This window comes from Clostridium sp. HBUAS56017 (assembly GCF_007115085.1).
In the GTDB taxonomy this organism is placed as follows: domain Bacteria; phylum Bacillota; class Clostridia; order Clostridiales; family Clostridiaceae; genus Clostridium; species Clostridium cibarium.
The window spans coordinates 108,770-122,275 of sequence record NZ_SULK01000011.1; the positions used below are offsets into that span (position 1 = coordinate 108,770).

The 13,506-nt window shown below is 29.7% G+C and carries 12 protein-coding genes; 10 read left to right on the forward strand and 2 right to left on the reverse strand.

The features are described from left to right. Window positions 1–84 precede the first annotated feature (84 nt). The 8 genes from FAY47_RS11025 to FAY47_RS11060 all read left to right on the forward strand — a co-directional run bounded on the left by FAY47_RS11025 (window position 85) and on the right by FAY47_RS11060 (window position 8,292). Complete coding sequence (locus tag FAY47_RS11025) at window positions 85–846, forward strand: DeoR/GlpR family DNA-binding transcription regulator (RefSeq protein ID WP_143316766.1); 762 nt, start codon at window positions 85–87, stop codon at window positions 844–846. A 36-nt stretch (window positions 847–882) separates the two neighbouring features. Further along, a complete protein-coding gene (mgrA, locus tag FAY47_RS11030) occupies window positions 883–1,890 on the forward strand; it encodes an L-glyceraldehyde 3-phosphate reductase (protein ID WP_143316767.1) in 1,008 nt (335 codons plus the stop codon). 55 nt (window positions 1,891–1,945) lie between these two features. Then, entirely contained in the window at window positions 1,946–3,280 is a 1,335-nt protein-coding gene (locus FAY47_RS11035) for an alpha-glucosidase/alpha-galactosidase (protein ID WP_347562797.1), read from the forward strand. Between the two features lie 82 nt (window positions 3,281–3,362). Continuing rightward, entirely contained in the window at window positions 3,363–4,352 is a 990-nt protein-coding gene (locus tag FAY47_RS11040) for a LacI family DNA-binding transcriptional regulator (RefSeq protein ID WP_143316768.1), read from the forward strand. A 114-nt stretch (window positions 4,353–4,466) separates the two neighbouring features. After that, on the forward strand, window positions 4,467–5,303 hold the full coding sequence (gene kduI / locus FAY47_RS11045) for a 5-dehydro-4-deoxy-D-glucuronate isomerase (RefSeq protein WP_143316769.1): 837 nt from the start codon (window positions 4,467–4,469) through the stop codon (window positions 5,301–5,303). Between the two features lie 31 nt (window positions 5,304–5,334). Then, window positions 5,335–6,117 (forward strand): 2-dehydro-3-deoxy-D-gluconate 5-dehydrogenase KduD, encoded by a 783-nt coding sequence (gene kduD, locus FAY47_RS11050; RefSeq protein WP_143316770.1) that lies wholly within the window; start codon window positions 5,335–5,337, stop codon window positions 6,115–6,117. 154 nt (window positions 6,118–6,271) lie between these two features. Further along, complete coding sequence (locus tag FAY47_RS11055; RefSeq protein WP_143316771.1) at window positions 6,272–7,375, forward strand: SGNH/GDSL hydrolase family protein; 1,104 nt, start codon at window positions 6,272–6,274, stop codon at window positions 7,373–7,375. A 158-nt stretch (window positions 7,376–7,533) separates the two neighbouring features. Further along, window positions 7,534–8,292 carry a DeoR/GlpR family DNA-binding transcription regulator gene (locus tag FAY47_RS11060; RefSeq protein WP_143316772.1) on the forward strand — a complete coding sequence of 253 codons (759 nt, stop codon included), beginning with the start codon at window positions 7,534–7,536 and terminating at the stop codon, window positions 8,290–8,292. Window positions 8,293–8,334: 42 nt separating this feature from the next. Here the strand turns inward: FAY47_RS11060 and FAY47_RS11065 are convergent, their stop codons facing one another. Beyond that, complete coding sequence (locus FAY47_RS11065) at window positions 8,335–10,074, reverse strand: ABC transporter ATP-binding protein (protein WP_143316773.1); 1,740 nt, start codon at window positions 10,072–10,074, stop codon at window positions 8,335–8,337. Further along, the gene (locus FAY47_RS11070; protein ID WP_143316774.1) at window positions 10,074–11,807 is read right to left on the reverse strand and encodes an ABC transporter ATP-binding protein; all 1,734 of its coding nucleotides are present in this window, start codon (window positions 11,805–11,807) and stop codon (window positions 10,074–10,076) included. The genes FAY47_RS11065 and FAY47_RS11070 overlap by 1 nt, the downstream gene beginning before the upstream one ends. A gap of 140 nt (window positions 11,808–11,947) precedes the next feature. Here FAY47_RS11070 and FAY47_RS11075 point away from each other — a divergent pair, with 140 nt between their 5' ends. Next, window positions 11,948–12,829, forward strand: coding sequence for a LysR family transcriptional regulator (locus tag FAY47_RS11075; RefSeq protein WP_143316799.1), 882 nt, complete (start codon window positions 11,948–11,950; stop codon window positions 12,827–12,829). A 1-nt stretch (window position 12,830) separates the two neighbouring features. After that, complete coding sequence (locus FAY47_RS11080) at window positions 12,831–13,499, forward strand: pseudouridine synthase (protein WP_143316775.1); 669 nt, start codon at window positions 12,831–12,833, stop codon at window positions 13,497–13,499. Window positions 13,500–13,506: the final 7 nt, after the last annotated feature.

Consider the following 13,506-nt stretch of genomic DNA (forward strand, 5'->3'; position numbering starts at 1 on the left):
TATTGTATTTGTTGAGTTTGTTTGGTATAATGCAAGTATAAACAAAAAAGAATTAATGCCTAAAAAGATAGGGGATGTTAAGTTGTGTTACCGAGAGAAAGATTAGAAATTATAAAGCAAATTGTTTTAAAAGAAAAAAAAGTTTATGTTTCTAAACTAAGTGAGAAATTTGAAGTAACAGAAGAAACTATAAGAAGAGATTTAGAGAAACTTGAGTTAGAAGGTATGGTCACTCGAAGTTATGGTGGGGCCATACTAAATCGAGAAAAAACAAATGAAGATGTACCTTTTCATAAAAGATCTAAAACAAATTTAGAATCAAAACAAAATATAGCGGGTAAGGTTATAAGTTTTATAAAGGATAGAAGTACAACGATAGTGGCTGATTCAAGTTCAACAGTATTTGAAGTTCTAAAGATTATAAAGGATAGAAGTGATGTTACTGTAATAACAAATTCTGTTGAAGCTTTAGAAGTTTTAAATCAGGCAGATTTAAATATCCTTTCAACTGGAGGTTCACTAAATAAAAGGTCGCTATCTTTGCAAGGATCAATAGCTAAAACTGCTATTCAAAATTATAATGTTGATATTGCATTAATAAGTTGTAAAGGTATAGATATAAATAAAGGTATTTTAGATTCAAATGAGGCAGAAGCAGAACTTAAAAGAGTTATGATAAAACAAGCCAATAAAGTAATATTACTAATTGATCACACGAAGTTTGATAGAACATCATTTGTAAAGCTATTTGACTATAAGGAAATTGATTACTTAATTACAGATGAGGAACCAACAAAAGAGTGGGTAGACCTTTTCCATAGTTATAACATAGAAGTAGTATATTAAAAAATATAATTTTAGGAGAAGTGAGGAGGAAATTTAATGAAATATGTTGCTAATAGTGGTAAGTATAGTAATTGTAAATACAGGAGGTGTGGTGAAAGTGGGCTATATCTTCCAGTCATCTCATTAGGATTATGGCATAATTTCGGATCAATTAATGTATATGAAAACAGTAAAAATATGATACTTAAAGCATTTGATCTAGGAATAACACACTTTGATTTAGCTAATAACTATGGGCCTGAACCAGGAAGTGCTGAAGAAACTTTTGGAAAAGTATTAAATGATAATTTAAAAGATTACAGAGATGAAATAGTAATATCAACTAAGGCAGGATATAGAATGTGGGAAGGTCCTTATGGAGATGGGGGAGGAAAAAAATATTTAGTGTCAAGTCTAGATCAAAGTTTAAAGAGAATGGGAGTAGATTATGTAGATATATTTTATTCACATAGATACGATAAGAATACACCAATTGAGGAAACAATGTATACGTTATCTCGGTTGGTTAAGCAAGGAAAAGCATTATATGTTGGAATATCATCTTATCCTCCTGAAGAAACACAAAAAGCAATTGATATATTAAAGGAATTAAAAACCCCGTTACTAATACATCAACCAAGATATTCAATGTTTGATAGGACAAATGAAGAAAGTGGATTATTTAATTTATTAAAAGAGCATGGGGTAGGAAGTATAGTATTTTGCCCATTAGCTCAAGGATTATTAACCAATAAGTATATAAATGGTATACCACAGGATTCAAGGGCAAACAGCAATTCAGTTTTTTTAGACAAATCAGCGATAACAGAGGAAAAAATAGAAAAAGTAAAAAAATTAAATGAGTTAGCTAAAATGAGAAATCAAACATTAGCACAAATGGCATTAGCTTGGATTTTAAAAGGTGATACGGTTACATCGGCGATAATAGGAGCATCTAAAATGGAACAAATAGTAGATTGTCATAAAGCTATGTTTAATACGGAGTTTACTAAAGGTGAGTTAGAAGAGATAGATGAAATATTGGCTGAAAAAGGTGAAGAATGAGTATGGAGAAAATGAGTAATATCACTATAGCTTATATCGGAGGAGGATCAAGAGGTTGGGCTTTAGGGCTTTAGCTGCGGAAGAAGCATTATGTGGGACTGTAAAATTATATGATATAGATAAAGATGCAGCAATATGTAATGAGATAATAGGAAATAAGTTATATGATAGGATAGATACTAAAGGAAAGTGGAGATACAAGGCAGTTGACTCATTAAAGGAATCATTAACAGGAGCGGATTTTGTGATAATTTCTATTTTGCCAGGAACATTTAATGAAATGAAATCAGATGTTCATGCACCAGAGAAATATGGAATTTATCAATCTGTAGGAGATACAGTAGGGCCAGGTGGATTTATGAGAGCTATTAGGACAATTCCAATGTATGTTGAGATTGCAACAGCTATTAAGAATTTTGCGCCTGAGGCGTGGGTTATTAATTATACAAACCCTATGTCCTTGTGTGTAAAAACTTTATATGAAGTATTTCCAGAGATAAAAGCATTTGGATGCTGTCATGAAGTTTTTGGAACACAAAAGGTTTTGGCATGTGCATTAAAAGATATAAGAGGAATAGAGAACATAAAGCGAGAAGATATAAAAATAAATGTTTTAGGAATTAATCATTTTACTTGGATTGATAGAGCTAGCTATAAGAATATAGATTTAATACCTGTATATGAAGAATTTGTTCAAAAGTATTATGAGGTTGGTTTTGATGGAGTGGATGATGGACATTGGATGAATGATACCTTTGCTTGTGCAAATAGGGTTAAATTTGATCTATATAAAAAGTTTGGTTTAATTGCAGCAGCAGGGGATAGGCATTTAGCAGAATTTATGCCTGGAAATTGGTATTTAAAAGACAAAAAAACTGTTAAAAGATGGATGTTTGGACTAACAACTGTTGATTCTAGGATAGAGGATTTGAAGAAAAGATTAGAAAAGAGTAGAAGATTAGTGAGTGGTCAGGATGAGTTTATTATCAATCAGACTGGCGAAGAAGGTGTTAGGCAGATAAAAGCACTTCTTGGATTAGAAGATTTAGTAACTAACGTTAATCTTCCTAATAAAGGACAAGTTAAGAATATTAAAGATGGAGCAATTGTAGAAACTAATGCTTTATTTAGAAAAGATAGCATAGCACCGATAATGGCAGGGGAGTTGCCAGATCATATTTTAAGTATTGTAAATAGACATATAAGTAATCAAGAAACTGTATTAAAATCAACTCTATCAGAAAATGTAAAAATGGCTTATACAGCATTTATAAATGATCCATTAGCTAATTTGGAAAGAAAGGCTTCTCTAGAGTTATTCAAAAAGATGATAGAAAATACTAAAGAATATCTTCCAGAATTTTGGCTAAGTGATTTATGTGTTAAATAAAGGTATTTATTGTATAAGGAAAGGTAAAGTAATATAATATTCTTAAATTACAAATAGGAAGATTTTAAAGTTGGAGGATATTATGACTGTAACAATAAAAGATATAGCAAGATATGTAGGAGTATCGCATTCTACTGTATCAAGAGCTTTAAATGGATGTAAAGAAGTTAATGTAGAAACTAGAGAGAAAATAGTTAAGGCTGCAGAAGAATTAAATTATATTCCTAATATAAATGCTAGAAGCTTAAAATTGGCTAAACCTTATACTATAGGAGTTTTCTTTTCAACAATAGATAAAGGGACATCAGCGTTTGTGTTTCAAAGTGTCATAAATAGTGTTTACGATAGCATTGATAAAAAATATAATGTTATAGTTAAAGGAATTGATACATATGAAAAAAATTCAATAAATCCTAAAAACTATGATGGAATAGTTGTAGTTAGTCAAAAAGAGGCGGACGATGTATTTATTGAAGAAATTTTAGAGAAAAAAATACCTATGGTAGTTATAAATAGGGAAGTTAATTATAATGTTGTTAATGTTTTTTCAGATGAGGTTACAGCAACAGAAAATGGAATTGAAGAGCTAATTATTAATGGACATAGGGAGATTGGAATAATAGAAGGAAAAGAAGAATTTTTATCAACTAAAATGAGAAGAGAAGGATATTTATCAGCTTTTAAAAAGTTTAAAATTCAAATAAATAATGATTTTATAGCAAATGGAGATTTTACCGTAAAAGGAGGATACTTTGCAGCAAAGAAAATAATAGACAAGAATATCACTGCAATTTTTGCATTTAATGATGAAATGGCAGTAGGGGCAATAAAAGCTATTAGAGAAAATGGCTTGAAGGTTCCAGAAGATATATCGGTGCTTGGTTTTGATGGAACTGAAATAGGAGAATTTTTAACCCCTAGTATTACTACTATAAAAAGACCTGTGGGTAAAATAGCAAAAGTAGCAACAGAATTGTTAATTAGGTTAATTAATAACGAAGAAATAGAGAAGAAAAAGATATATTTAGATTCAGAATTACTTATTGGAAATTCCATAAAAAAAATAATTTAGGAATTTTCATCGCTATTATTGCAATCGTGTGCAAAAGAATATATAATGATAGTATAAAAGTTATGAACACGTGTGCAAAACAAAAAATATTAATTTAACAAGGAGAGATTAATTATGGAAATGGAAATTCGTTATTCAAATCACCCATCAGATTCAATGCATTATACTACAGAAGAATTAAGAGAGCATTACTTAGTTGAAAAGGTATTTATAGAAGACAAAATTAATTTAGTATATAGTCACAATGATAGAATAATATTTGGTGGAGTTACACCAGTTAAAGAAACATTAAAACTTGGAGTTTGCAAGGAACTTGGAACTGATTATTTCTTAGAAAGAAGAGAACTTGGAGTTATAAACGTAGGTGGAGATGGTACTATTATAGTTGATGGTACTGAATATAGCATAAACTATAGAGATGGTTTATATGTTGGACAAGGAGTTAAGGATGTAGAGTTTAAATCAACTAATCCAGAAAATCCTGCTAAGTTCTATATTAATTCAGCTCCAGCACTTGTAGCATATCCAACAGTAAAAATTGGTTTAGATAAAGCTAGAAAAGTAAAATGCGGAGATGCAGAAAATGTAAATAAGAGAACAATAAACCAATATGTTCATCCAGAAGTTTGCCAAAGTTGTCAATTAGTAATGGGATTAACTATATTAGAATCAGGTAGTGTATGGAACACAATGCCTGCTCATACACATGAAAGACGTATGGAAGTATACTTATATCTTGATATTCCAGAAGATCAATGCGTAATGCACTTCATGGGAACAGAAAAAGAAACAAGACATATTATCATGCATAAAGAACAAGCTGTAATTTCACCAAGTTGGTCAATACATTCAGGTTGTGGAACTAAGAACTATTCATTTATTTGGGGAATGTGTGGAGAAAATCAAACATTCGATGATATGGATACAATTAAAATAGAAGACTTAAGATAAAAATATTTTAGATAAATGGAGGAATAAGCTTATGTCGAATGCATTAGAGCAATTTTCTATGAACTTCTTTTCATTAAAGGGAAGGGTTGCTATAGTTACTGGTGGTAGTACTGGACTAGGGCAAGCATATGCAGTAGCACTGGCAAAAGCAGGAGCTGATTTAGTTATTTCAGCTTATAGCAGTAGTTGGGATGAAACCAAAGAATTGATAGAAAGAGAAGGAAGAAAAGTTGTATTTGTACAAGGTAATTTAACTAACGAGGCTGATAGAAAAAAATTGGTAGAAACTGCTATGAAGGAATTTGGCAGGATTGATATATTAGTTAATAATGCTGGTACAATTAGAAGAGCGCCACTTCTTGAATACAAAGAAGAAGATTGGACATCAGTTATGGACATAAACTTAAATTCTGTTTATTTCTTAAGCCAAGATGTAGCGAGAATAATGGTAAAACAAAAGTCAGGGAAAATTGTAAATGTAGCATCAATGTTAGCATTCCAAGGAGGTAAGTTTGTACCACCTTATACAGCAAGCAAACATGGTGTTGCTGGTATTACAAAGGCATTTGCTAATGAACTAGCTTGTCATAATATTCAAGTAAATGCCATTGCTCCTGGTTATATTAAAACTGCAAATACTGAAGCAATTAGAGCTGATGAAGCTAGAAATAAGGAAATCCAAGATAGAATCCCGGCTGATAGATGGGCAGAACCATTTGATTTAATGGGAGCTATGGTATTCTTATGTAGTAGAGCATCTGATTATGTTAATGGACATATATTAGCAGTTGATGGTGGTTGGTTAGTAAGATAATTCACCAAAAAACAAATAGCGAAACATACAAAAAATATATAAACAATTTTATAAATATGCTGAAACAATAACTATTTCCGATATAAATCCACTTCTAATCTTAAAATAAAAAAGTTAGAGGTGGATTATTTTTGTTATCAATGGAGTGATAAATGTGAATAAGTTAAATAGGGAGAAATTTGATGCTAGTAAAGTAGACGTAAATATGAAAATCTCTGATTATGTAAAGGAAGATTTAAATTGGTATTCGCCATTTAATAAACCTTTTAGAATATTAGGATTTCAATGGATTAATGAAGAACATATATATAGACGACTTCCAACTACACCTAAATATAAAATTTCAGAGGGAGTAGATGCTGGAGCGAATTGTACAGCAGGAGGACAAATAAGATTTAAAACAGATAGTACCAGTATATCGATAAAAGTTAAATTAAGCGGAGCTGCTAATATGTATCATATGGCGGCAACAGGACAATGTGGTTTTGATTGCTATATAGGTTATGGAGAGATGCCAATTTTTTGTAGCTCAACAAAATACGATCATACAAAAGATGAATACCAGTATGAGTTTTATAACAATCCAGAAGATAAAAGAATTAAGGATATTATTCTTAATTTTCCTTTATATCAAGGGGTTAGAGAAGTATTGGTAGGTCTTGATAGTGAAGCTTATTTGTATAACCCTAAAGAATTGAATAATGAAAATAAAATAGTGTTTTATGGAACATCAATAACACAAGGAGGATGTGCTTCTAGACCAGGAATGTGTTATACAAATATTTTAAGCAGAAAATTAAATATGGAGTGTATTAATCTTGGTTTTTCAGGGAATGGCAAGGGTGAAGTAGAAATCGCTGAAATAATAAACACTATAAATAATGTTTCTTGTATTGTAATTGACTATGAAGCTAACTGTATAACAACTGAATTGTATAGGGCTACATTGCCTAAATTTATAGAAAAACTTAGAGAAAAGGATAAAGATGTAAAAATATTATTATTACCTATGGTATATAGTTCAAAAGATTTATTTTATAAGCAGAATAAAATAAATAAAGAAGAAAGATTGATATTCATGAAAGAAGTATATGAAGATTTTAGAAACAAAGGTGATAAAAATATTCATTTTTATGATATAAGGAAAGCAATAGGAGAAGACTTTTATGAAGCTACGGTCGATGGAGTACATCCTACCGACTATGGTTTTTATATTATGGCAAAAGTGTTGTATAAAGAAATTATTAAAATAATATAAGTTGGAAAAGTGCTAGAATGCTTAATTACAGTTATTTTACTCTTTTAAAATATATTAGTTAATCAATAGATTGATATTTAATATATGGTTATTGTACAATAAAGATTAATTATTGTACAATTGTTAATAGAGATATTAAAAATTAGGGAGGAGAAATAATGTTACCAAGAGAGAGATTGGAAATTATTAAGCAGATAGTTAAGCGTGATAAGAAACTTTATGTTTCAAAATTAAGTGCTAAATTTGATGTTACAGAAGAAACAATAAGAAGAGATTTAGAGAAACTAGAAACTGAAGGGTTAGTTACTAGAACCTATGGTGGAGCTATTTTAAATAGCCAACATACAAATGAGGAAATACCTTTTATGAAAAGGTCATCAACTAACTTGGAATTTAAGGAAGCTATAGCTCTTAAGGCAGTTAATTTAATTGAACAAGGTTCTACTATTGTAGCAGATTCAAGTTCTACAGTATTAGAAACTATGAGGTTATTAAAAGATAGAACAGATATTACAATAATAACAAATTCTGTAGAGGCCTTGATTTTGCTTAGTGATTCTTCTGTAAATGTATTATCTACTGGTGGTAACTTAAAACATAGATCAAAGTCGTTGCAAGGTTCCATATCTAAAAATACTATATCAAATTACAATGTTGATGTTGCATTAGTTAGCTGTAAAGCTATAGACATGAATAAAGGAATTTTAGAATCAAATGAAGCAGAAGCTGAATTGAAGAAAGTAATGATAGAGCAAGCATCTACAATTATTCTTTTAGTTGATAGCAGTAAATTTGATAGGACATCTTTTGTTAAGATGTTTGAATATAAAGATATAGATTATATAATCACAGATGAAGAGCCAAGTGAAGAGTGGAAAGAATTTTTCGAGTTAAATAATATAGAAGTAATTTTTTAAAGAAAATGGTAATAATCTAAAGATTATTACCATTTTACTTTTTTAATTCATATAAGAAAATTGACTGTTATATAGGTGAGCGTAGAACCCATCTTTAGAAAGTAATTCTTCATGATTACCTTGTTCAATTATCTTACCATTTTTCATTACAAGAATTAAGTCAGCTTCACGGATGGTTGAAAGCCTATGAGCTACAATAAAGCTTGTACGACCTTCCATCATTTTACTAAAGGCTTTTTGTATATATATTTCAGTACGAGTATCAATGCTACTAGTTGCTTCATCTAGAATAAGCATTGATGGCTTGGCCAACATAATTCTTGCAATACATAATAATTGTTTTTGTCCTTGTGATATGTTACTACCATCATCAGAAAGTATGGTATCATATCCATTAGGAAGTTTTTTTATAAAGCTATGTGCATGGGCAGCTTTAGCAGCTTCTATTACTTCAGCTAATGTAGCCTGTGGCTTTCCATAAGCTATATTATCTCTAATACTGCCTGAATATAACCAAGTATCTTGCAAAACCATACCATACAATCCTCTAGAACTCTTTCGTGTAATATTATTTATATTAATATTATCAATTTTTATTTCGCCAGAATTAATATCATAAAATCTCATAAGTAGATTGATAAGTGTAGTTTTTCCACAACCAGTAGGACCTACAATAGCAATATTTTGTCCTGGTTTTACTGAAAGATTGAAGTTTTCAATAAGTTTTTTATTATTATCATAGGAGAAAGAAACATTATTAATTTCAATATTTCCTGAGCATTCTTTTAAGTTTATTGAATCAATTGGGTCTGGCTTTTCTTCTTCTTCATCTATAACTTGAAATACTCTAGAAGCAGATGCAAGGGCAGCTTGAAATTCAGTAATAACACCAGATATCTCATTAAAAGGCTTAGTATATTGGTTTGCATAAGCTAGAAACGATGATATTTGGCCAATAGATAATTTACCATTAATCGCACTTATGGCACCTATCACGCCAACAGCAGCATAGACTATTCCATTAACAAATCTAGTAGAAGGGTTAGTTAATGCTGAATAAAATTGAGCTTTTACTCCATAGTTATATAATCTTTCATTAATTTCTTGAAATTCAGATTGGGCTCTATCTTCATAAGTAAAAGCTTTGACGATCTTTTGGTTTCCTATCATTTCTTCAATATAACCAGTTAATTCACCACGAATTTCAGATTGAGCTTTAAACATAGCATGAGAATGCTTGGCGATAAATGAAGCAACAAATAATGATAAAGGTGTAATTAAAATAACTACTAAGGTTATAGAAATATTAATTGAAAACATAAACAAAATAGTTCCTAAAATAGTAATAATGCCTGTGAATAATTGAGAAAAGCCTTGTATAAGACCATCGGATATTTGATCTATATCATTTATAACTCTGCTGATAATATCTCCATGAGCATTGCTATCTATATATTTAAGAGGAACTGAATTCAATTTGTTAAATGCTTGAACCCTAATATCTTTAACTGTTTTATAAGTAATTATATTTGTACATCTAGTCATTACCCACTGGAATAAAGAACCTAATAAAATGCTTAATCCTAATATTATGAGAGTACTGAGTACTTTTCCAAAATTGACTTGGTCAGGACCTACAATATAATCTATAGTTTTACCTATCAAAATAGGGCTCAATAATGTAACAAAAACACTTATGATTGCACTTATGAAAGCCATTATTAGATATTTTCTGTAAGGCTTTATATAGCTTAATAGCCTTCTTAATACTGATGATTTCATTAATTAGCCACCTCCTTACTACTTAATTGAGATAGGCAAATCTCTTTATATACTTGACAATTCTCTATAAGTTCTTCGTGTGAGCCTATACCTTGTACATTACCGCCATCTAGAACGATAATTTTATCGGCGTTTCTAATGGTGCTAGCCCTTTGAGAAACTAATATAACTGTCATATTTTTAGTTTTTTCATTAATTGCCTTACGAAGTTTAGCATCAGTTGCAAAATCTAAAGCACTGGCACTATCATCTAAGATAAGTATTTCAGGATTTTTCATAAGGGCCCTAGCTATAGTAAGTCTTTGTTTTTGTCCTCCAGATAAATTTTTACCACCTTGTGATATAAATGTTTCATATTTTTCAGGAAGTTTATTTACAAATTCAGTTGATTGAGAAATATCAAGTGATATTTCAATATCTTCATCTGTAATATTCTCAAGTCCCCAGCTCATATTTTTTCGTATTGTTCCAGAGAATAAAACAGCTTTTTGAGGCACTAAGCCTATTTTACTTCTCAAGTTTTTAAGATTGCAATATTTAACATTTATGCCATCAATTAAAATTGATCCATCAGATATATCATAAAATCTTGGAATTAAATTAACTAAAGTTGATTTACCAGATCCAGTACCACCAATAATTCCAATTGTTTCTCCCTTGAAAATTTTTATTGATAAATCATTTAAAGCTTTTTCATTTGAATCATTATAATAAAAAGAAACATTTTTAAATTCTATTTTAGGTGCAGTAAGAATTTTAGTGTTATTGTGTTCCTTCTTTTCAATAATTGTTGATTTAATTTCAAATATTTCATTAATCCTTTTTATAGATGCAAAAGCCTTTGTGAATATTACTACTAAATTAGCTACTACAACTAGTACCAGTAGTATATTGTTCATATAATTAACAAATGCTATGATTTGACCTTGTGTAATATTACCGTAATTTACACTAATGCCACCAAACCAAAGAATTGCAACTATAGAAAAATTCATAATAGCAGAAGTTAAAGGATTAAGAAGTGCAGAAATTTTTCCTACCCTAATGGAAAGATTGCTAAGATTATTACTAGCATAATAAAATCTTTTCTTTTCATTTTCTTCTTTAGAAAAAGCTCTAACAACTCTAACGCCTTCTAAGTTTTCACGAGTTATTAAAGAAATTCCATCAAGTTTTTTTTGAATTAATGTAAAGAATGGGATAGAATTACTCATTACTAGATAAAGGACTAAAGCTATAAGAGGTATAGATATAAGGAAAACAATTGATAATTTTATATTTATGGTCATTGCCATTATAGTTGAGCCAATTAATAAAAAAGGAGCTCTAATAGCTAATCTTATAAGCATTGCCACAGCAGCTTGTATTTGGTTAACATCATTAGTGATACGAGTTATTAATGATGGAGTACCAATTTTGTCTATCTCAGAATGAGATAAGCTGTTTATATGCTTAAATAAATCATTTCTGAGGTGAGTTCCAACACCTTGAGACGCTAAAGAAGCGAAGTACTGACAAGTAATGGCAGAGGCTAATCCAATAACTCCTAATAAAATAAGAAGCCCTCCCATTTTTAAGATATAATTAAAGTCTTTATTAGCTATGCCGATATCTATGATTTTAGCCATAACTAGAGGAATGATTAGCTCGAAAACAGCTTCCAAAAGTTTAAATAATGGGCCAAGAATTACTTCTTTTTTAAAGAGTTTTAAATAATGTATTAAGTTAATCATATATTATCATATCCTTTATTGTTTAATTTTCTTATGTCGGATATTATTATAACATAGGGAATTGTATATTAATAATATCTAGTTTGTATATAAACTATACTGAAAAGATATATGTTTTAATGATGTAAGAGGTGATTTTTATAGATATAAAAAGATTAGTTTATTTTGTTACTATAGTTGAAGAAGGGAATATTAGTGCTGCTTCTAAGAAATTGCACATATCACAACCCCCATTAAGTAATCAGTTAAAAGTCCTAGAAGAAGAACTTGGTATTAAGCTTATGGAAAGAGGTTCTAGAAATATAACATTAACTGAAGGTGGTAAACTATTATATAGGAGAGCAAAAAATATCATAAATCTTGCAGAAGCTACAAAAAAAGAATTGGAGGATTTTGAAAATGGGGTACAAGGAACACTTTCATTAGGAACAGTGTCGTCATCAGGAGCGATTTTATTAAGTAGAAGAGTTATTGAATTTCATGAGAAATATCCCAAAATATCATTTCATATACATGAAGGAAATACATATGAGCTATTAGAATTATTAACAGCAGGAATAATTGAGATGGCAATAGTAAGAACTCCATTTAATATGGATAATTTTAATGGTATTTTTTTAGAAGAAGAACCTATGATTGCAGTTATGAAAAAGGAATTTGATTGGAACGAAGATGCAAGAAGTATTGTTTTAAAGGAATTAGAGGATAAGCCGATTATATTGTATAGAAGAATGAAAAGCCTAATTGTTTCTTCTTGCAATAAGGAAGGATTTGATCCTGTTATATTTTGTGAAAATGATGATTCTAGAACCACATTAATGTGGGCACAGGCAGGCCTTGGGATTGCTATAATCCCAATGTCAGCTTTTAAGATTATAAAAAGTGAAGATTTAATATATAAAATTATTGATAATAAAGAACTTAAAACAAATATAGGTGCTATATGGATGAAAAATAGATATCTGTCATCTATAGCAAAGAGTTTTATAGAGATTTTTAGTAAGAATGAAAGGCTAGATTAAAATGAGGATAAATAAACTTCTTAGTAATTATGGGATTTGTTCAAGAAAAGAAGCAAATAGAATTATTGAAGAGGGAAGGATAATAGTAAATGGAGTTAAGTGTATAACAGGACAGTGGGTAGAAGAGACTGATGATATACTTCTTGATAATGTTCCTATAAAGAGAAAGGAAAAGGTATATATTCTTTTAAATAAACCGGTTGGTGTTACTTGTACTGCTAAAGAAGATGTTGAAAATAATATAATAAGTTATCTAAATTATCCTGAATATATTTTTCCAGTAGGAAGATTAGATAAAGAATCTCAAGGTTTAATTTTACTTACAAATGATGGAGACTTAGCAAATAAGATTTTAGAATCAGATAATTATCATGAAAAGGAGTATATAGTTACATTAGATAAACCTTATGATGATTCTTTTATTGATAGGATGTCTTCAGGTGTTGAGATTGGAGATATAAAAACTAGACCATGTGTATTGAAGAAAATTGATGATATCACTTATTCTATTATTTTAACCCAAGGATTAAATAAGCAGATTAGAAAAATGAGTAGAACTTTTGGATACAAAGTAATAAAGCTTGAAAGAATTAGAATAATGAATATAAAAATAGATGGATTAGAGTATGGAAAATGGCGATATGTAAATAATGAAGAGTTTAAATTTTAAATAATAA